Source organism: Gloeocapsa sp. PCC 7428, from assembly GCF_000317555.1.
In the GTDB taxonomy this organism is placed as follows: domain Bacteria; phylum Cyanobacteriota; class Cyanobacteriia; order Cyanobacteriales; family Chroococcidiopsidaceae; genus Chroogloeocystis.
Genome location: NC_019745.1, coordinates 2,873,026 through 2,893,640, shown reverse-complemented (window position 1 = coordinate 2,893,640; position 20,615 = coordinate 2,873,026). Strand labels below are relative to the sequence as shown.

18 protein-coding genes are annotated in these 20,615 nt (G+C 43.6%); 10 read left to right on the top strand and 8 right to left on the bottom strand.

Annotated features, from left to right (window positions below; all coding sequences use genetic code 11):
• The first annotated feature begins 27 nt into the window (after positions 1-27).
• Positions 28-180 carry a photosystem I reaction center subunit IX gene (locus tag GLO7428_RS12670; RefSeq protein WP_015188951.1) on the top strand — a complete coding sequence of 51 codons (153 nt, stop codon included), beginning with the start codon at positions 28-30 and terminating at the stop codon, positions 178-180.
• A 326-nt stretch (positions 181-506) separates the two neighbouring features.
• Positions 507-1,025 carry a photosystem I reaction center subunit XI gene (locus GLO7428_RS12665; RefSeq protein WP_015188950.1) on the top strand — a complete coding sequence of 173 codons (519 nt, stop codon included), beginning with the start codon at positions 507-509 and terminating at the stop codon, positions 1,023-1,025.
• A 261-nt stretch (positions 1,026-1,286) separates the two neighbouring features.
• Here GLO7428_RS12665 and gmk read toward each other — a convergent pair whose 3' ends face one another.
• Positions 1,287-1,907, bottom strand: coding sequence for a guanylate kinase (gene gmk, locus GLO7428_RS12660; RefSeq protein ID WP_015188949.1), 621 nt, complete (start codon positions 1,905-1,907; stop codon positions 1,287-1,289).
• Positions 1,908-1,992: 85 nt separating this feature from the next.
• Positions 1,993-2,253 carry an extracellular matrix/biofilm regulator RemA gene (gene remA, locus GLO7428_RS12655; RefSeq protein WP_015188948.1) on the bottom strand — a complete coding sequence of 87 codons (261 nt, stop codon included), beginning with the start codon at positions 2,251-2,253 and terminating at the stop codon, positions 1,993-1,995.
• A 335-nt stretch (positions 2,254-2,588) separates the two neighbouring features.
• On the opposite strand from remA, the gene GLO7428_RS12650 reads away from it, so the two are divergent.
• Positions 2,589-4,343: an NFACT family protein gene (locus tag GLO7428_RS12650; protein ID WP_015188947.1), complete on the top strand. Its 1,755-nt coding sequence runs from the start codon at positions 2,589-2,591 to the stop codon at positions 4,341-4,343.
• Between the two features lie 329 nt (positions 4,344-4,672).
• Here GLO7428_RS12650 and GLO7428_RS12645 read toward each other — a convergent pair whose 3' ends face one another.
• Complete coding sequence (locus tag GLO7428_RS12645; protein ID WP_015188946.1) at positions 4,673-6,349, bottom strand: iron uptake porin; 1,677 nt, start codon at positions 6,347-6,349, stop codon at positions 4,673-4,675.
• Between the two features lie 195 nt (positions 6,350-6,544).
• Between GLO7428_RS12645 and GLO7428_RS12640 the strand changes: the two genes are divergently transcribed.
• Both GLO7428_RS12640 and GLO7428_RS12635 read left to right on the top strand, forming a co-directional pair.
• Complete coding sequence (locus GLO7428_RS12640; RefSeq protein WP_015188945.1) at positions 6,545-7,549, top strand: metal ABC transporter solute-binding protein, Zn/Mn family; 1,005 nt, start codon at positions 6,545-6,547, stop codon at positions 7,547-7,549.
• 6 nt (positions 7,550-7,555) lie between these two features.
• Positions 7,556-8,332, top strand: coding sequence for a metal ABC transporter ATP-binding protein (locus GLO7428_RS12635; protein ID WP_015188944.1), 777 nt, complete (start codon positions 7,556-7,558; stop codon positions 8,330-8,332).
• Positions 8,333-8,758: 426 nt separating this feature from the next.
• Here the strand turns inward: GLO7428_RS12635 and GLO7428_RS12630 are convergent, their stop codons facing one another.
• The gene (locus tag GLO7428_RS12630; RefSeq protein WP_015188943.1) at positions 8,759-8,944 is read right to left on the bottom strand and encodes a hypothetical protein; all 186 of its coding nucleotides are present in this window, start codon (positions 8,942-8,944) and stop codon (positions 8,759-8,761) included.
• Positions 8,945-9,191: 247 nt separating this feature from the next.
• Here GLO7428_RS12630 and GLO7428_RS12625 point away from each other — a divergent pair, with 247 nt between their 5' ends.
• On the top strand, positions 9,192-10,826 hold the full coding sequence (locus GLO7428_RS12625) for a metallophosphoesterase (protein ID WP_041919133.1): 1,635 nt from the start codon (positions 9,192-9,194) through the stop codon (positions 10,824-10,826).
• Here the strand turns inward: GLO7428_RS12625 and GLO7428_RS12620 are convergent, their stop codons facing one another.
• Positions 10,827-11,252, bottom strand: coding sequence for a DUF29 family protein (locus GLO7428_RS12620; protein ID WP_015188941.1), 426 nt, complete (start codon positions 11,250-11,252; stop codon positions 10,827-10,829).
• 291 nt (positions 11,253-11,543) lie between these two features.
• On the opposite strand from GLO7428_RS12620, the gene GLO7428_RS12615 reads away from it, so the two are divergent.
• Complete coding sequence (locus GLO7428_RS12615) at positions 11,544-11,858, top strand: hypothetical protein (protein WP_041918619.1); 315 nt, start codon at positions 11,544-11,546, stop codon at positions 11,856-11,858.
• A gap of 95 nt (positions 11,859-11,953) precedes the next feature.
• On the opposite strand, the gene hemB is transcribed toward GLO7428_RS12615, so the two are convergent.
• Positions 11,954-12,934 carry a porphobilinogen synthase gene (gene hemB, locus GLO7428_RS12610; RefSeq protein ID WP_015188939.1) on the bottom strand — a complete coding sequence of 327 codons (981 nt, stop codon included), beginning with the start codon at positions 12,932-12,934 and terminating at the stop codon, positions 11,954-11,956.
• Between the two features lie 391 nt (positions 12,935-13,325).
• Between hemB and GLO7428_RS29475 the strand changes: the two genes are divergently transcribed.
• On the top strand, positions 13,326-13,448 hold the full coding sequence (locus GLO7428_RS29475; protein WP_015188938.1) for a hypothetical protein: 123 nt from the start codon (positions 13,326-13,328) through the stop codon (positions 13,446-13,448).
• Between the two features lie 125 nt (positions 13,449-13,573).
• Here GLO7428_RS29475 and GLO7428_RS12605 read toward each other — a convergent pair whose 3' ends face one another.
• Positions 13,574-14,587, bottom strand: coding sequence for a hypothetical protein (locus GLO7428_RS12605; RefSeq protein ID WP_015188937.1), 1,014 nt, complete (start codon positions 14,585-14,587; stop codon positions 13,574-13,576).
• Between the two features lie 160 nt (positions 14,588-14,747).
• Complete coding sequence (locus tag GLO7428_RS12600; protein ID WP_015188936.1) at positions 14,748-15,092, bottom strand: DUF4870 domain-containing protein; 345 nt, start codon at positions 15,090-15,092, stop codon at positions 14,748-14,750.
• Positions 15,093-15,582: 490 nt separating this feature from the next.
• Between GLO7428_RS12600 and prfC the strand changes: the two genes are divergently transcribed.
• Both prfC and GLO7428_RS12585 read left to right on the top strand, forming a co-directional pair.
• Positions 15,583-17,214: a peptide chain release factor 3 gene (prfC, locus tag GLO7428_RS12590; protein ID WP_015188935.1), complete on the top strand. Its 1,632-nt coding sequence runs from the start codon at positions 15,583-15,585 to the stop codon at positions 17,212-17,214.
• A gap of 24 nt (positions 17,215-17,238) precedes the next feature.
• Positions 17,239-20,613: a GAF domain-containing protein gene (locus tag GLO7428_RS12585; RefSeq protein ID WP_015188934.1), complete on the top strand. Its 3,375-nt coding sequence runs from the start codon at positions 17,239-17,241 to the stop codon at positions 20,611-20,613.
• The last annotated feature ends 2 nt before the right edge of the window (positions 20,614-20,615 follow it).

The following is a 20,615-nucleotide window of genomic DNA, read 5'->3' as shown; positions in this document are numbered from 1 at the left end:
TTGAATTAATTTTTTGGAGACTGATTTATGCAACAAAAGAAAGGCGAACAACAAAATTATCTACTACGCTATCTTTCTTTAGGTCCAGTACTACTTTTTGCCTTGCTGAGTTTTACTGCGGTTCTGTTGATTGTCTTTAATTATCTGTATCCCGATCTTCTTTTCCATCCGCTGCCATAAATTACAGCGGCTAACATCATAGTGTTTGTCTCTGCAAAAAAAATTGCGATGTTTGTGAGGCAAACACTGCTTTTGAAACCTTGAAACTCCATCTATTGCTTATAGATTCTGAGTTTCTTTTTAAAGAATTTACTTTTTAATTGCTAAGGCGCTATATCTCCATATTTAAAATGGTATAGCGCTAGCGCGTTTTGAATGAGTAATTGTACTTTTCTGAACTCATCATTGCTTAATTAATTTTTCTAAATTTAAGACCAAAGTATGAAAACTAAGGTCATTTATTCCCATAAAATAATGCCACTACCTTATTGAGATTTGACATAAATATGGCGCAAGCAATAGATGCATCTAAAAATCGTCCCAGCGATCCGCGAAATCAGGAAGTCGTTTATCCTTCCAAACGAGATCCTCAAATTGGTAATCTGGAAACACCAATTAATAACTCTTCTTTAGTCAAGTGGTTTATCAATAACCTACCAGCGTATCGTCCAGGGATTACTCCGTTACGACGCGGGCTAGAAGCAGGAATGGCGCATGGCTATTGGCTGCTAGGTCCTTTTGCTAAGTTAGGTCCATTACGCGATACTGATGTAGCAAACATTGCTGGATTGCTGGCGACTTTAGGCATGGTTATCATTTCTACCCTAGCAATGTCGTTATACGCAGCAACTGATCCACCAAAACCTGTCGCGACTGTGACTGTGCCAAATCCTCCTGATACGTTTGACACGACCGAAGGTTGGAATACGTATGCTAGTGGCTTCTTAATTGGTGGCGTTGGTGGTGCCATTGTTGCCTACTTCATCCTTGCTAATATCGAATTAATTCAAAACATATTCAAGTAAAACTGCACAACTGCCAAAGGCGCAAAGGAAAAATTAAGGAATCTTTGTGCCTTTTTATTTTTTATATTTGTGTTAACAGTTGTTGTTCAATCGCACCACTAGCTGCATAGTGCGTCCTATTTCTGCTGCTTTGAATTGTCTAACAACTGACGTAACTTGGCGATCGCCTGTGTTGCTGTGTAACAGTTCCGCGATCGCATATTCCTAATCCAATCGCGATTGCGATCCTATTTTTGTGATAACAATGCGACTCATAGGCGATCATTTAGAAGCACTACGACAAAAGCCAAATACTGTAGACGCGATCGCATCCAAAGCTGTCTCAAAATCATCGTTGACAATTTGAACGTCAAATTCATGCGCAGCACTCATTTCATCTTTAGCGCGTTGCAGACGACGGGCGATCGCATCAGCAGAATCCTGACCGCGACCGCGCAAGCGGTGTTCTAATTCTGCCAAAGAAGGAGGCATAATAAAGATGCGCTTCGCCTCAGGATAAGACTGACAAATTTGGCGCGCGCCTTCGAGTTCAATTTCTAACAGAACGCACTTTCCTTTGGAGATTTGTTCGAGAACTGTATCGCGGGGAGTACCGTAATAGTTACCTGCAAACTCAGCCCATTCCAGCAGTTTGTTTTGTTCGATCATTTGTTGAAACTCACTGCGACTGACAAAATAGTATTGTTTACCGTGAATTTCGCCTGGACGGGGAGCGCGGGTAGTGACAGAAACAGAAAAATATAATTCAGGATGACGCTCAAGCAGCGCTCGTACCAGCGTGCCTTTACCAACTCCGCTAGGACCAGTCAAGACAATCAGTTTGCCTTCGGGAAGGCAATTTGGTGGTGTAGCTGAACCCTGAAGCGATAAAACTGGCGTCATCCTAATTAAATTAAATACAAACGAGGAAAAGTAACCATAGTAGTCTATTTCCCATCGTACCGCTGATTTCTAGTAATTGAGCAGTCTATTCCGAACTATGATCGCGATTCACCACAAAACGATTCGCCACCGTTTCCGGTTGAATTGCCGAGAGAATCACGTGACTAGAATCGGTAATAATGACAGCCCGAGTGCGACGACCATAGGTGGCGTCAATCAACTGGTTGCGATCTTTAGCATCGCTAATGATACGCTTAATGGGGGCAGACTCTGGACTGACTATGGCAACCACTCGGTTGGCAGATACGATATTGCCAAACCCGATGTTGATTAGCTGAATGTCCATGACATACTAACGCCAAGCGCCGTGTGAGAAGCAATTAGGAACCTAACTTTCATGGTATCCACAAAAATTTTGACTTACAAGGCAAAATTCACCGAAAAATCAGCTTTTTAGGTTATATGTTCTGAGTTTTTCCACTTTTCTATCTTTAGAAATCGCTCAAAAGATAGAGCAAAAGTTACAGGTTATTGATATCGGTTGAGTAAATGGGTGAAAATTTAAAGGTTGGTCATTGGTAATTGGAAGGAGTAGCGATCGCCAATTACCGATTACCTGTTACCCATTACCCAATAAAACAAGGTGCGATCTCTAATTATATCCACCCCACTTAATTCATTTTGCAATCTGTTGACTTTACAACACTAACGGCTGCTTCCAGCGACATCTGCGCGAATTGGCTACCGGCGCGGGTGGAACAGGTTTATCAACGCGATCGCTTTTGGATCGTGCTAGGATTACGTACGCTCAAACAGCGAGGCTGGCTAGATATTTCATGGCATCCGCAAGCGGCGCGCATTTGTATCGGCGATCCACCACCACGCAAGCCGGATACGTTTGCCTTTAGCCAACAAATCTTACATCAACTCAGCGGTCTAGCTTTAATCAGTATTGAGGCGATCGCGCCTTGGGAACGTGTCCTTGATTTGCAATTTGCCCGTCGTCCTGGCGAAAACCCCTTATTTCACCTTTACGTGGAAATTATGGGGAAACACAGTAATGTCATTCTCACCGCTGCTAATCAAGAGATTATCACTGCGGCGCAGCAAGTTAGCCCGCAACAATCGAGCATCCGCCCTGTACAAACTGGACAACCTTACGAATCTCCACCGCGTCTGACTAACGATGCTCCTAGCTTGCAAGAATCACAGCAACGTTGGCAAGCGAAAGTTAGTTTAGTTCCTGGTGCTTTAAAACGCTGCTTAATTAAAACTTATCGTGGAACGAGTCCAGCGTTAGTTGAATCAATGGTACGCGTGGCAAATCTCGATCCTGAACAATCAACTGCGACATTAACGCCCTCCGATTGGGAAAAATTATTTCAACGTTGGCAAGAATGGCTGCAAGCGTTAGAGAAATCGCACTTTCAACCAGGTTGGACAGCGAAAGGATATACTGTCCTCGGCTGGGAGATGATTCAGCCTGTCAAAAACCTGCAAGACTTACTTAATCAGTACTACACCGCCGTTCTCAATCAGCAAGAATTTCAGCAGTTACGCCAGCAGCTAAGTCAGAAATTGAAAAATCTGTTGGAGAAGTTGCAAACGAAAGCGAATAACTTTAGCGATCGCCTGCAACAATCAGATCGCGCCGACGAGTACAAACAACAAGCTGACTTATTAATGGCGCATCTACAAGCTTGGGAACCAGGGATGACAAAGATTACCCTCGCGGATTTTGAGACAGGCGCACCCGTCACAATTGCTTTAGAACCCGAAAAAAATGCGGTGCAAAACGCCCAAAACCTCTACAAGCGTAGTGGTAAACTTAAACGCGCGCGCGGTGCGGTGGAACCCTTGCTAGCAGAAGTTAATGCAGAAATCGGGTATTTGCAGCAAGTCGAAGCAGCGATCGCCCAAATCGAAAAGTATCACACGGATGCGGACCTCGAAGCCCTCAAAGAAATTCGCGAGGAATTAATTCAACAACGCTATCTCGAAGATTCCGAATACACGCGTCGTAGTGACACGAATAGCGCTAGCACTAACTTTCATCGCTATCGTACTCCGAGTGGTTTTGAATTGCTCGTTGGTCGTAACAATCAGCAAAACGACTATTTGACTTTTCGCCTTGCGGGAGATTATGATTTGTGGTTTCACGCGCAAGAAATTCCTGGTAGCCACGTTTTACTCCGGCTCGATCCTGGCGCAGTACCAGAAACCGTTGATTTACAGTTTACGGCAAATTTTGCTGCTTACTACAGCCGTTCGCGTCAAAGTGACCAAGTTCCAGTTGTTTACACTGAACCGAAATATGTCTATAAGCCTAAAGGCGCAAAACCAGGAATTGCACTCTACAAAAACGAACGCATTTTGTGGGGACAACCGCAACAAGCCGAAGCTTATCTCAATGAGGGGCGAGGGGTGAGTGGGTAGAAAAACTTCTCCCCTGCTTCCCTGCTAATAATCCTTGATCCCCGACTCTTTATCGTTGCTCCCTTTCTTAATCTAAACTTCACGACTGCTTAATTATGCATAATGTAGCATCTATCGCTTGGAAGAGTTATGTCAAGAGACTGTAAATTTTGATAAAAAAGTCTGTGTTTCCTGTTACAATGTCTTGATAGAAGACGAGGAATTATCAAGCTTTTAACCCGCTATTGCTTTGGGAACGCGTAGTTTGGGTTTCCTCGAATTGAGAAACAACGCATATAAATTGTTTAGACCAGCTGTGGTAGGCTGGTCGTTTTGTATTCTAGATAAATTTAGAACGAGAACGTCGTGCGGATCGCACCGATCACGACATCCTGATTGGCATCATTAAAATCAGGTGCTGTAATCCAAATCACGCCAGGCGTAATCGCAAAATTGTCAGTGAGTTGTAGTTGATAAAAGGCTTCGATGTGCAACGACATATCTTCGTCTTCGCCCAAGTCTGGAAGGACTAAATCAGGATTAGCCGCGATCAGTTCCGCCGCTGCAACTGGGTTTAGCGCAACACCAGTGCTAGTTAACCTCGGTTCCATACCGACGATGATACCGAGTAAGTTGCCTTCGCGTCCCAAGTCAGGGAAAGCGAGGGTAACTGCGTAGTTAAAAATGTCGCTGTCGCCTCGTTCGAGGAGTCCGCCTAACGTGGAAAGTAAGCGTGTATTGGTGTAACCCGCCCAGCCACCGAGAACAAAGTTATTACTAATTTGCCATGAAAGCTGTACGCCGTAGGAGTTACTGACAGTGGGAACCTCGACGGGTTCTAAATTCAAATTCTCGAAGAACGCGTCATCGAAGCGCGCAAACGAAGCGCGGCTACTACCAGCACCCGTATCGCTAGCTTTGTAGGAGTTGATGTAGGTTAAACCTATATTAAAGCGATCGCTTGGTTTTAAGACTAACTGGGCGATACCTGCATAAGGTCCATTAAATAAACCGCTACCATCAAGTGGGCTACTCGCATCGGTAGCTAAATATCCTAAACTCAGTTCCAAGCTATTGCCGAGTTGTTGGCGAATTCCTACGCCTGCGCCGTCACCAAGGTTATATATTGGGTTACGAGTACCAAACGCAGATAGCGCCCCAGAACCACCATCACCATCCATCACGGTTAACGTGTCTGTATAGTCATAGAAAGCACCACCACTAAAGCCTAGAACAACTTCTGTTGTTTCGCCTAGAGGAAAGCTATACAAAAGCGATTCTAACCCCACGTCATTCGCTTCATCTTGCGTAAAACCGAGTTCTCCTTCGGTTATTCCCGTCACATCCGAAAAGCCTGGGAAATTGCCTGTTGAAATGAGTGTATAAAGTTGATCGTTACCGGTAAAACTCGTATTAAATTCCAACCGCGTTCGCTGTCCGAGGATGACTGACTCATCAAGATCGTTACCCTCGGCGTCTTGTCCAGAAATAATTCCGGCTGCGCCGACAACGACTTCACCCGTGAGTTGTGTTGTTGTTGAGAATTGATTGGCTTCTAGTTCAGCGACAGTGGCTTCTAAAGCATCCGTTCGACCGCGCAGCGTTGCTACTTCAGCGGCAAATTCCTCTTGTAGTCTTTGGAGGGTTGCTAAGTCTTCTCGCGTTACCTGATTGGCTGTGGCTGTCGCAATTAACTCGTTGACTCGATCGAGACAAGCATTTAAACCTGCGGCAAATTCGTATCTTGTCAACGCGCGATTACCGCGATACGTACCATCAGGATAACCCGCGATACAGCCATAACGTTCGACTAACGATTGTAGTGCTTGAAATGCCCAGTCTGTCGGTTGGACATCAGACAACTGTGAAACTGATGTTACCTGTGAAAGTGCATTCGAGTTGAATTCGGTTGAAACTTCTTGCGCTAATGCCGAATTGCTGACAAGGGCGATCGCTGTCGTACTCGCCGCTAGCATCACTCCCGAAACAGCAGAATTAAGAAGTAAGCGCTTCGATTTGTGCTGCATTTTGTTTTTCCTCACACCAATTAAAATACAAGTTTCCTCGATCTGATGTCAGATGACAATTACTTTTCTAAAGAATAAAAAGCGAAAACACTGCTTGATTTTTGTTAGAATAAGATTCATTCTCATTATTGTGATAATAATACCCATATTCACAAGTAGCAGCTATAACCTTTAGCAAAAAAATTAGGAGAGATTGTGATTCGCCAGAAGCTACAACATCGTCACAAGCGTAATGTCTTGTCGCTGGTTGCACTTTTACTATTATCAATAGCTTCAGGTTGTAATCAAGCGACACAAGAAACGCAAGCACAACAAACCCAAGAATCTCCCGCGCCGCAGTCCGAACAAATTCGCGTTGTCGCAACATTTTTGCCGATGTATTGGTTTACGAGGGCAGTTGCAGGAGATCGGGCGCAAGTAGAAATTTTAGTACCGCCAGGTAGCGAAGTCCATGATTATCAAGCAACACCCGCTAATGTACAAGCGATCGCAACAGCGGATGTGTTAGTGAAAAATGGCTTAGGAATGGAAGATTTCTTAGAAGGTACAATTAAAAACGCTGGCAATCCAAACTTACAGCAAATCGATGCTTCGACTGGAATTCAAACTCTAGGAGAAATTTCGCCCGTTGAAAAAGCCGCAGATCACGACCACGATCATGGACATAGCCATAGTCACAGTCACGATCACGCAGATGGTAATCCGCACGTTTGGCTCGATCCTGTATTAGCAAGACAGCAAGTCGAGAATATTCGTGATGGTTTGATTGCGGCTGATCCGGCGAATAAAGATGTCTACCAAGCGAATGCAGCTGCTTATATCCAACAGCTAGACCAAATCCACAATCAGTTTCAACAACGTCTTCAACAGTATCCTAATTGTACTTTTATTACGTTCCATGATGCGTATCCGTATTTAGCGAATCGCTATCAACTCAAGCAAGTTGCTGTTGTTGAAATTCCTGAGGATCAACCGTCGCCAGGAGATATTCAACAAGCAGTTAATGCAGTCAAAAAGTATAGTGCACAAGCAATCTTTGCGGAACCTGGAGTCGATAATCGATTGCTACAAAGTTTATCTCAAGATTTGAATCTAACAGTGCAATCAATTGATCCTTTAGAAGCGGGACCAACCGATCCGCAACATTACTTTACCGCGATGAGCGAAAATCTACAAAACATCGAAGCGGCTTGTCAGTAAACTAGGATGACATCGCGTATTAATAATTTACATCCAATTTTAAAAGTCGAAAACCTGACTGTTTACCAGCACAACTATTGTGCGGTGCGTGATGTCTCTTTTGAATTATCACCAGGGACAAATACGGCGATTGTTGGTCCTAACGGGGCGGGGAAAAGTACTTTAGTACAAGCTATTTTAAATTTAATTCCTCACTCCACTGGTAAGGTAGAAATTTTCGATCGTCCCCTCGAACGCCTCGGACACTTACGCCACTTACTAGGATATGTACCACAAAACTTTATCTTTGACCGCAGTTTTCCGCTATCGGTGAGTGAATTAGTTGGGCTAGGTTGGGTAAAAAAGGGGAAAAGTCCTTTTTGGTGGAATGCTGAAAAATCAGAAAAAAAAGCTGCGATCGCCCAAGCCTTGCGGCGCGTTGGAGTTTATCATTTACGCAATCAAGCGATTGGGACGCTGAGTGGGGGAGAGTTGAAGCGGGTGTTACTCGCTTATTGCTTGGTCATACCCCGAAAACTACTCGTTTTAGATGAAGCGTTTGCGGGTGTGGATATGCAAGGTGCAGCAGATTTTTACAATTTACTCCACGAACTTCAGCAAGAAGAAGGCTGGACAGTACTGCAAGTTTCCCATGATATTGATATGGTAAGTCGGCACTGCGATCGCGTTATTTGCCTTAATCAAACGCTTGTTTGCACCGGAACTCCAGAAGTCGCACTTTCTCCAGAAAACTTACTCGCGACGTATGGTCCAAGTTTCAGCCGCTATCAGCATCAGCATTGAAGCAAGCATTGTCTTCAGTAGGGTCAGAGGTCGGAGGTCGGAGGTCAGGGCTAAAATCTAGTTAGGGAAATCATTATGAGCATCTATATTGTCCCAACTCTATTAGACCTCCTGCATGAATCACAGATGCCCTCCGACTAAAGTCAGGGCTATCTAAGCAAAGTGTCCCTTCGGACACTAAAACAAGATTTTTATAGCTAATTCCACCGAGGTGGACTTTTTTTTTATTCAGCTGGCGAATTTATTCGCGATTCTCTTCACGCAGGAAGTCTATTGACCAGGGCTATATCAATACCGCTTCGGGTTTCCTGCGCTCAAATGAGCATATAAAAAAGTCCCAGTTACTTCACTGGGACAGGAATGATATTCACCTGATAAGTTGAGTACAGCTAAAACTCAGTGCAGCGACATCCTCAAGCTTTAACTTCAAACTTGGGCTGTTTCATCTTCACCTAATTGCTGTTCTACTTTACCAATCGCCGCATTGATACCAGCTAATTTGGTTTCTAAGTCATCTCGCATCCACTGAAGAAACCGCAGCCTACGCTCTAAAAAGGTCTTGCGCGACATAGGTTCGCTACCGTAGCAGCTACTACCCCAGAAAGGAAACATAGCTTACCTCACAAACTATAACTCTATTTATAATTGTGTCTCTAGCGTTACTACGGCGGGTGGGAAAATTATAGAGAGAAAACCGATCTAACTCTCAGATTGTTTTAATTATTGAAATAGAGCAGACTAAACGATGTTCAGATCCAAACGTTACTTACAGCATCTGGGTCGCAATGTTATTCTGGCTGCGCTGCTTGTGCTGATCTGCTCTAATCTATTAGAGGTGCGCTCATCTGAACAACCAATTATGAATTCTGCGCCACAACTATTAAGCGATCCCTTTTTGCAATTACCAACCGAAACGACGGTGAATGTTGTTTGGTTTACCGAATTTGCGGGAACTGAACACAACGTCTTGTATGGCAAAAATTTAGAACAAAGTGCGATCGCAACAACAACAAAACTCAGCCGCACGCGCGAAGATCAAGATTCTCACGCTAAAAATCACTATCAACAGCCAACACCACGCGACATCTGGCGACATGAAGCGACTGTTCGCGATTTAACTTCTGGCGATCGCCTTCCTTATCACGTTACGAGTACAACAGAGGATGGAAAAACCGTTACAAGTCGCGAATTTACTCTCGCACCCAAACCCCAGCCAGGAACACCACTCAAAATTCTTTTAACTTCAGATCACCAACTCAAACCAATGACGGCGGCGAATTTGCAGAAAGTCGTAGAAACCGTAGGGCGAGTAGACGCAGTGTTTTTTGGGGGCGATATGGTGAATGTCCCCGATCGCGCTTCTGAATGGTTTGATGATAGTCGAGGTTGTGCTTTTTTTCCTTGTCTCCAAGGTCGTGGAAGTTACGATTTAACCAAAAATGGTACTAAGGCGACTTACACAGGCGGAGAAATCATTCAACACGCGCCGCTATTTTCTACGATTGGTAATCATGAGGTGATGGGGCGCTATGCGTACAGCGATAGCTTAGATGCTGAATTTGATGATGCGGTTCCCCGCGCGATCGCCAAAGCAAGACTAAAAGATGCAAGCGATCGCACACTCAAAGATCATTCGTTTAATACCGACACCTACGAAGAGATTTTTACTTTACCCAAAAGTGAATCGGGCGGAAAAACCTACTACGCGCTTAGCTTTGGTGACGTTCGCTTAGTCGTACTCTATGCCACGAATACTTGGCGCTATCCTCATCTTAATGGCAAGTTTAAGGGTAAATATCGCGAACGCGAAGCCGATTTAAATCAACCTGAAAATTGGGGTTACGGACAGCATATTTTTGAAGCGATCGCGCCTGGTAGCCCTCAATATATCTGGTTACAGCAAGAACTTTGTAGCCCAGCGTTTCAACAAGCAAAATTCAAAATTGTGATGTTGCATCATCCACCCCATTCGCTGGGAGGAAACATTGTTCCTGCTTACACCGATCCGGTGCAAAGTATTGAACGCCACGACGATGGCACGATTAAAGCTATACGCTACGAATATCCCCAAGATGCCGATTATCTCATCCGCGATGTTGTTCCTTTACTAGAAGCAGCAAACGTACAACTTGTATTTTATGGTCATTCACATCTCTGGAATCGTTTTGTGAGTCCTCATGGAACGCACTATTTAGAAACTTCAAATGTGGGTAATTCCTACGGCGCACACGTCGGCGAAAACAAACGCCCTATCCCTGAGGGTTATCAAGAACACTATGCAGCGATCGGAGATCCTAACGGGCGAGAACCAGTCATGCCAACAATTGCACCTTTCTCGAATGAAAATGGTAAACCCACTCCTTACATTGCCAGTAATGATATTACAGTTTTTAGTATTTTCGATACAGCAAGTGGTTTGATTACTAGCTATGCGTTTGATACGCGAGAACCAGATTCAAAAGTTGTGAAATTTGATGAGTTTCAGTTGAAATAATTACTCTTGTTTTAGTAGATTCATTGCCATTGTTATTATTTGTTCTCGATTAACCATTTTGTCGAGTTCCTCCTTTTCATATATGCCTTCAAATGCTTCAATTGCAGCTTTTTCTAATGCTAACCCATAAGCATCCTGCAATGTTTCAATTAATTCGTCTTCAGTAAGGTAAGTTCCTTTCGCTTTGTGTCGCTGATTAGTACGTTGAATCTGCTTAACAGCATTACGAATTGAAAGTTCCCATGAGCGGGTACTACGGTTTTCAGCTGATTGTTTGATTAAATGTAATAATAATATAATTCCATAACTAAAAATTTTATTCAGTTTATCCGATTTACTCATTTCTTCTAGTTCTTCAACCAACTCCAGAGCCTCTGTCACTTTGCCCTCATGAAGAAGTTGTTTAAGTGTTATTAATTCTTCCATTAGTCACATATTGAATTAATAAAGCTTTTAGTATTAAATTATAACTTGCTTCGGTAATGGATAATAGGTAATAGATATTTTTCCCAATTAGCAATTACCAGCCTTCAAGTTACGTTGATTTTCTCTACTTTATGTATTTTGCATTTTTTGCAGTGCGCGATCGCCACTAGCTCTTACCAATCTCTTCGTTTTGTAAAGTCCTGTTGCAAACCTGTCAAAAACCTTTAGAAATCATCTACAACACAGTCAGGGCTTTAAAATTTAGAACTTTAAACAACCTTGCAGAAGATTATGATGAGTAACATCCAAAAGTATCGCTTTGTCTGTACTTTGACCTTTGGTGATATCTACGGTCAAATCATCGTTTGGCTGATTACGATCACCGTGAGTTTAGCTTCGGCAATGGCGCTAATGGGCGCTAGACGTCCAATTTATGCTCTCGCTACAGTAGGGCTAATTATCTTACTCTCACTGCCTTTCCTACTGTTTGCTTTTGTAACAACGCTGTTGAATCATATTGAATTGTCTCCCGTAGATACAGCCACCAAGAAACAACCGATACCAGGTAATGTATCCCAAAAACAGCCCGTAGAGGCTACTAGCTAAAAAAAATTGCGTATTTGACGGCACAATGCTTGATAGTGAGTCCCTACCAGGAGGTAGGGATTTTGCTTATAACAGCTAAGATTCACCAATCAAAACTACTGCAACCACCGCGCCGCGTCTTTAGCGTGATAAGTCAGAATTAAATCTGTACCAGCACGTTTAAAGCTGGTTAATGTTTCTAGAACGACGCGCTGTTCGTCAATCCAACCATTAAGCGCAGCGGCTTTAATCATGGAATACTCGCCAGATACGTTATATGCTGCAACAGGTAAATTACTTGCTTCCTTGACGCGCCAGATAATATCCATGTATGCTAACGCGGGCTTAACCATCAGCATATCTGCACCTTCTGCAATATCCAGCGCAATTTCTTTTAAAGCTTCCCGCGCGTTACCAGGGTCCATTTGATAAGTTCGGCGATCGCCAAACTGCGGTGTTGATTCCGCCGCATCGCGAAAAGGACCATAATACGCCGATGCATACTTCGCCGCATAAGACAATATCGGTGTATCTTGATATCCCGCATCATCCAACGCACCGCGTATTGCCTGAACAAAGCCATCCATCATTCCAGATGGTGCGATAATATCTGCGCCTGCTTTGGCTTGAGATACTGCGGTTTTCTTTAATAATTCTAGTGTCGGATCGTTTAATACTCTTCCTGTCAAGTCGCCGACTTCTAAATAACCGCAATGCCCGTGCGCAGTATACTCGCACAAACACGTATCTGCAATGACAATCAAATCTGGAACTGCTTCTTTAACCGCAGTCGCGGCTTTTTGCACAATTCCGCAATCGTGCCACGCGCCAGTAGCATCGGTATCTTTATCTTCAGGAATCCCAAACAAAATAATCCCAGGAATTCCTAAGTCATATACTTCCTTGGCTTCTTCAACAATCTTATCGACTGATAACTGGTAAACACCAGGCATCGATTTCACTTCTTTGGCAATACCGTCACCAGGTACAGCAAACAAGGGATAAATTAAATCGCTAGTTGTTAAAACGGTTTCACGTACCATCCGGCGTAACTGCGGATGCGTTCTCAAGCGGCGAGGGCGATGAATGGGAAACATAGCTTTTATTTAAACAATCAAAAATGAAGCTCAAGAAAATTAGCGCGAATTGAGTAGCTTATTTTTTGCAGTATAGTACGCTCAGTTGCTAAGTTTCCCCAAAATAGCGATTCTGATAAATTAAGATATATTTCCTGAATACTAGGGGGTTAAGTGCTTGAAATCTTACCTGAGGTCTGATATGATTTTTTCATAATGGGAATCTGTGCTTGTATTGAAATTTGCTTATATTTCCATTATGAAGAAAACACTAATTAATAATACTATAAATAGCTTCCACTAAACAAGAAAAATATCTCAATTTTGTGACTTTTATACTAAAAAACACAAAGCGATTTGAGTTCACAATAAAGATTGGCAAGTTTCATTTTAATCAACCGTAAATCTGCTAATGCGATCGCTCGCGCAACAACTGTGGAATGCACTCTATCAAGGCGCAGTTAAAGACAATCTCCTCCTCAATCATGCTGAAGGGCGATTGCGCTTTGCGCAGCGCCGGAGGCGATCGCACTAGCTTAAATCTCTACTACGAAACCTTCTCAAGTCTATTTTGTCGATAGTTCGCATCAGGTACGATGGCAATATTTTTGTAATCATTGATGACTTATTGAAATACCCGATCGCCTGAATTAGTGTTCGCTAGGTACTAACAACAGCAAGCGGATTAGCAGCTTCTTGCAAAATAACCTCAGTAATCGCTTTAACAACATCGCGACTTTCCCAATAGCTACCGTGCGCGTCTCCACCATGTAATAATGCTAAAAACGAGCGGCTAATGGGTTGTACTAAAAAGTCTGACAAGTCTGCATTGCTAGTTACAAGGTCTTGGATGTCTAAAAACTGTCGCTTACCATCGACTAAATCAGGCATAATCGTTGCGAGTGGATACGCAACCGGATCGCCTGGATGTATAAAATTGCGCCACGGTAATGTTTTTTGTCCGCGTTCATTATAAAGTTGCTCTAATAATGCTTCTAATTGTGGCGTAATATCGTGAGTAGCAATTTTTTTGGCTTGCTCTTGTGTTAGTTCGCGTTCGCCCCTCGCTTGATCTTCCCCAGAAACGACATTGATTAAATTGAAAAAAGCAATCGGCGAACCCATAGTGTGGATACTTGAAAGCCGAATTCCATGAAGCGGTTCAGGCCTAACACCAAAAATTCCTTGACGAATTCTGCGCACACTTTCATACGCGGGTAGATCGGGATTATCCCACCGCGCTGCAAACAAGACGTCAAATAAAATAACAGTACCCCAGCTATGCGCAACCAAGTGCATTCGATCGCCTGGTTCAGGATTCGCAGGAAGTACTTTCTTGAGTTGTTCTGCGATCGCCATAACAACTTTAGAACCAACATGGCGGCTAATATAAAGTGCTGCATCACCAACAAACTGCATCAGTTGCTTTTCGCGGAACTCCTGAAACCACATTTTTTTCCACGTTGGTGACTGTTTTAGTTTGTTCAATAACTTGTCTTCTTCTGGCTTATTAACATCACCCCAATAAAGAGGAATGTATTTGCGAGTGATATTCGATGAATGACTTGCAATTTCTCGATCGATTCGCTCAATTAGCTTATCTGCATAAGTTTTGACTTCGCGTTCCTCACGCGTATTTACACCATGAACGAATACAATGTAGTCCGTAGCCATGCAACACCTCTGTAGCGAGTGACAATAGCTAGAACTTCACTTTAGTGCTAGTAAAATCCGGTGAAAGTTTATAAAAATTCAAATAAGCCTTGTCGTGAGGCGGTAGAACAAGAGTGCGATCGCCTAAAGCATCATAGCGCGTAAGGCGAAGCACTCAAGGTTAAAATACTCGAAAAATAAAAGGATAGCGATAAACTTGATCGGGATTATTCAAAATCTGCACAATTCCTAAAATTGGCAGTCCCCAATGGAATAGAAATAAGATTGGTCCTAAAATTAGCCCTAATGCACCCAAGGTCACAAAAGCGAGGATTGCAATAATGATGCCATATAACCATACATTAAAGTGAAAGTTAATTGCCTCTTTAGCATTATCTTTTACTACAGGATCTGAGGATAAAAATAACGCAGCTATCGGAATTCCTACCGACACTAACGTCGTACTAAAAAAAATTGAGCCGTGGCATAATACTGAAAGAATTTTCCTTTGGTCTGAGTCGTACATTACATTTCCTCAATTCTTACTTATCAGTTTACAAAGAGATAAACTCACGATAGTACTATCTTTAGTTATATTTTCTATAGTTGTCTAAAAAAAACAAAAATATTTGCTTTGATAGGATTTTAACTAAGTGAAAAGATGCCCTCTATTGAAAAATAGACTCAACCAAAAATAATCTTATAGTTCTTTAAAAGAGATTATTTCAAAAGTTTATAAAAGACATACTCGCAAAGAAAAAGCATAATCTAAAAAATTTACATAGATCTTCAACAATTCATGAGATTTTTTCTTTAACTCTTTCCTCTGTGGTAGCATTCTCCTGACAGAGACGCTACGTGCGGTAAGGCTTCGCCAATGCGTCTGCGTAAAAAAATCGTACACCGCAAACAAGAATGCTATCGCACCACCTAATAAATAAGAATTTGCTCCAGATAATTTTGTATAATTATCAAAGAACGAAAAGCATAATTCCCATAACATTAGCATAGCATTCATGACATCTATTGACCTTCAGCCTGAATTGCACACAGAGGTAGAACGTCGGCGTAATTTTGCAATTATTTCTCACCCAGACGCGGGGAAAACGACACTAACAGAAAAGTTACTACTTTACGGTGGAGCAATTCACGAAGCAGGATCGGTAAAAGCACGACGCGCACAGCGTAAGGCAACATCAGACTGGATGGCAATGGAGCAACAGCGGGGAATTTCGATTACCTCAACCGTCCTGCAATTTGAATACAAAAATTGTCAAATCAATCTACTCGACACACCAGGACACCAAGATTTTAGCGAAGACACGTACCGCACGCTTGCCGCTGCTGATAATGCTGTGATGCTCATTGACGCTGCAAAAGGTTTAGAACCGCAAACACGGAAGTTGTTTGAAGTTTGTAAAATGCGTCAGCTTCCTATCTTTACATTTATCAACAAACTTGATCGCCCAGGAAGAGAACCCCTCGAACTGTTAGACGAAATTGAACAGGAATTAGGGCTACAAACGTATGCAGTAAATTGGCCCATTGGAATGGGCGATCGCTTCAAAGGTGTTTTTGACCGCCATCAGCAGCAAATTCACTTATACTCGCGTGTCGAACATGGTAGCCGCGAAGCGGTCGATACGGTAATCGATGTTGGCGATCCCAAAATTGAAGAACTTTTAGAGCAAGATTTATATTATCAACTCAAAGACGAACTCGAACTTTTAGACGAATTAGGGGCCGAACTCGACCAAGATTTAGTTCACCAAGGCAAAATGACACCCGTATTTTTTGGAAGTGCCATGACAAACTTTGGTGTCGATCTGTTTCTTAATTCTTTCCTCGAATACGCACTCAAACCAGGTAGCCGTAGGAGTACAGCCGGAGAAATTGCGCCAACGTATCCAGAATTCACGGGATTTGTGTTTAAACTGCAAGCAAACATGGACCCGAAACATCGCGATCGCGTCGCGTTTGTCCGCGTGTGTACAGGAAAGTTTGAAAAAGACATGACTGTTAATCACGCGCGTACCGGAAAAACAATTCGATTATCACGCCCACAGAAATTATTTGCCCAAGACCGCGAATCAATTGATATCGCGTTTCCTGGCGACGTCATTGGTTTAAACAATCCTGGCGTATTTGCGATCGGCGATACAATTTATACAGGTCAAAAAATCGAATACGAAGGCATTCCTTGCTTTTCACCAGAATTATTTGCGACGCTGCGCAACCCCAACCCTTCCAAATTTAAGCAATTTCACAAAGGAGTTTCTGAAATCCGCGAAGAAGGCGCAGTACAGATTATGTACTCTGCGGATGAGTCAAAACGCGATCCGATTCTCGCCGCAGTTGGACAGTTACAGTTTGAAGTTGTTCAGTTTCGCTTACAGCAAGAATATGGTGTCGAAACGCTGCTTGAGTTATTACCATACACCGTTGCGCGTTGGGTCGTCAATGGTTGGGAAGCTTTAAACAAAGTAGGGCGCTTGTTCAACACCGCGACCGTGAAAGACAGTTGGGGTCGTCCTGTGTTACTATTCCGCAATGAATGGAATTGTCAGCAACTACAACAAGATCATCCAGAACTGGAGTTAGCGGCGATCGCGCCTGTCGTCTCCGGTCAACAGCCAGTTGATGGATAACCGCCAAACAATGGCGTGCGGTTTATGGAACCCTGCAAGTACACTAAACCCAAAATTCTCATCGTTGATGACCAATCAGTGTATGAGGAACTTTGTCATACTCTTAAGCAATATGAGGTACTGATTGCATCTGGAGCGGCTGCATGGGAAATTTTAACTCAACACGATGTAGCCGTTTTGATATCAGATTACCCAATTTCCTGGGGCGATCGCGCCGCACCTACCGCGACACCGTATCCGCATCTGCTGTGGCTCATCTTGACGGAAAATACTGATACACCTGAGTTAGTCGAGGCGCTGAGTACAGGGAAAGTATTTAAATGCCTCGCTAAACCTTGCTCGATTGAAGCTTTAGCAACAACTGTACGCCAAGCTGTTGATACACATAACATTCTCAAGCTGCGAACGCAAGAACTTTGTGCTACACTCCGTCACCAATCGCGGCTGAATACAATTACGAATACAATTCGCAGTGCTTTAGACTCGCGGCATATCTTACAAACGATTGTAGATACCGTCGGTCAAATGCTAGAAGTCAGCTACTGTATTCTACGTCCCTTTCATGATAATTGCGCGGGTCAGGAATCCTTTATCTATCAAACCGAAGATGGCGCTACTGCGATCAAAGGTCAAAGTTGGATTTTAGGACAAACACTATGGGAAACGCGAGAATTACAAGTCATCAATGATGTCAGTAGCGACGGGCGGATACAAAATGCGATCGCCTATCAACAAGCCAATATTGCTTCTAGCTTAATCGTGCCGCTGATTTATCAGCAAGAACTCCTGGCAATTATGGCGATTCATCAATGTCGCCAACCACGACAATGGCAAGATGATGAAATCGAGCTAGTGACCATCGTAGCAGACCAAGCCGCCTTTACTTTGTCGCAAGCACGCGCCTACGATCGCATTTCTGCACTTGCGCAACGCGAAGCCCTGATTAACAAGATTACCGCAGCGATTCGCTCAAGTCTCGACCCGCAAGACATCTTTGCCGCAATTACGCAACAACTCGGACAAGCGTTACATGTAGACGGTTGTGCTTTATCGTTATGGACTGAAGAAGATGAATTTGTCCAATGCGTTGGCTTATACAACCGTACCGAACCCGAATCATACTTAAGCCCGCAACAACTACCACAATCGCGATCGCCGATCGCCGGAAACCCCGTTTTACAACTTTTGCTACGCACCCAGCAGCCTGTTGTCATTAACGATCTCAACCAACAACCGCAAATGCGCGGACTCGATTTACCGCTTTCCTCACCAGCGGCGCGGGCGTTATTGGTTGTGCCTCTGCTTGCGGATAATACAAGTATTGGTAGTATTACACTCCGCTCATTTTACAAACCACGCCACTGGCAAAACGAAGAAATTGAATTAGCGCAAGCCGTTGCTGCGCAGGCGGCGATCGCAGTACAACAATCGCGACTCTATCAAAAAAGTTGTGCCTTAGCCGATCGCTTACTCGAATTAGACCGGCAAAAAACGCACTTTTTTCAAAACATCTCGCATGAGTTTCGCACTCCCCTCACATTAATGCTCGCACCGCTCGAATCAGCGGTCAATCAACAACAAGACTTACCTCAAGAACAAGCGGCGATCGCTTTACGCAATTCTCGCCGTCTTTTGCGATTAGTCAATCAACTGCTAGACTTGCAACGGCTTGATGCAGGAAGAATGCAGCCGAGTTTCCGCCCCTGCGATTTACTAGAGTTTGTGAGTCAAATTGTCGAATCGTTTCGCCCTTATTGTGAAAAAAAGGAACTCGAACTCATTACCGAGTTCAATCCTTGCCCTTTAGTATATTTAGATACAGAAAAATTTGATAAAGTTGTATATAATCTCCTTTCAAACGCAATGAAGTTTACTCCGCCTGGGGGTAAAATTACAATCCGCGTCGAAACGGCAGGAGACCATTGTTTAATCCAGGTTGAAGACACTGGAATTGGCATCGCCAAAGAACAGATTCCGCACTTATTCAAACGCTTCCATCAAGCCGAAGCCGCAGTTAACCGCTCGTACGAAGGAAGTGGCTTAGGTCTTGCGTTAGCAAAAGAATTAATCGAACTGCACGCCGGTCAAATTTCTGTAGAATCAGTCTACGAGAAAGGCAGTAAATTTACCGTTTGGCTCCCCATTGGCAAAGGACACTTACCACTTGACCAAATTTTAGAACTTCCGACTCAAGTCCAACTGCGTAGTGCTGCGGTAGAGTTAGCCGATTTAGAGACAGTAGAAGCCGATAAAAATGAGCCAGGACTAGAAGAACAAGAACCGTTAATTCCTCATTCGCTAGCTACTCGTTACCAGCAACCAGCCTCGATTCTTGTTGTCGATGACAATCTCGATTTAAGGACTTACGTGACAACGATTCTGACGCAACAAGGTAGTTATCGAGTTTATACTGCACGTAATGGCATTGAAGGATTGCATTTAGCCTACAGCGTTCTTCCTGACTTGATTGTCACTGACTTAATGATGCCGCATCTGTCGGGTTTAGAAATGATTTGGCAGATTCGCAATGACGAGAAGCTTAAGGGCATCCCCATTGTTCTCCTTACCGCAAAAACGGACGAAGAAACGCGAATTACAGGAACCGAAAGCGGTGCAGATGCGTATTTAGCAAAACCTTTCAACGATCGCGAACTCCTTGCCGAAGTCCGCAACTTACTGGCGTTGAAAGAAAATGAGCGCCGCGTTGTAGAGTTGAATACCTACCTCACCGAGTCTGTCCTCAAGCGTTTTTTGCCACCGGAGATGGTGAAGAAAGCGGCAATGGGCGATCTAGCACTCGATTTACGTCCAGAACCGCGTTTAATTACGATTTTATTTAGCGATATTGTCGGGTTCACGCAACTTGCTAATACATTGCGATCGCGCCGCGTCGCCGAGTTATTAAACGAATACTTAGAAACGATGATCCGCGCCGTATTTGATAACGGTGGAACCGTGGATAAATTTATGGGCGACGCACTTTTAGCCATCTTTGGTGCGCCCGAAGACATGATGCCCAATGAACAAGTCCGCCGCGCGATCGCCACCGCCCGCGCGATGCATCACGCTTTAACTCGACTCAACCAACGCTGGCACGATCAAGGAATCTTAGGGAAAAACCAAAGTCACCTCATTCAGTTTCGCTGCGGGATTCACCAAGGTACAGCAGTTGTCGGAATGTTTGGGAGTGCGGAACGCGCTGATTACACGGCAATTGGTCCGAGTGTCAATATTGCGGCGCGGTTGCAACAAGCTGCTGCACCAGGGCAAATTTTAGTTTCTGCTGCTGTCGCCGATTATCTAGATGACGATGAGATTATTAAATATAGCCCCCTAGAACTCAAAGGCGTTGATGAAACCGTTTTAACATTCTCTGTACGTTCAAAAGAGTTTGGATAGTG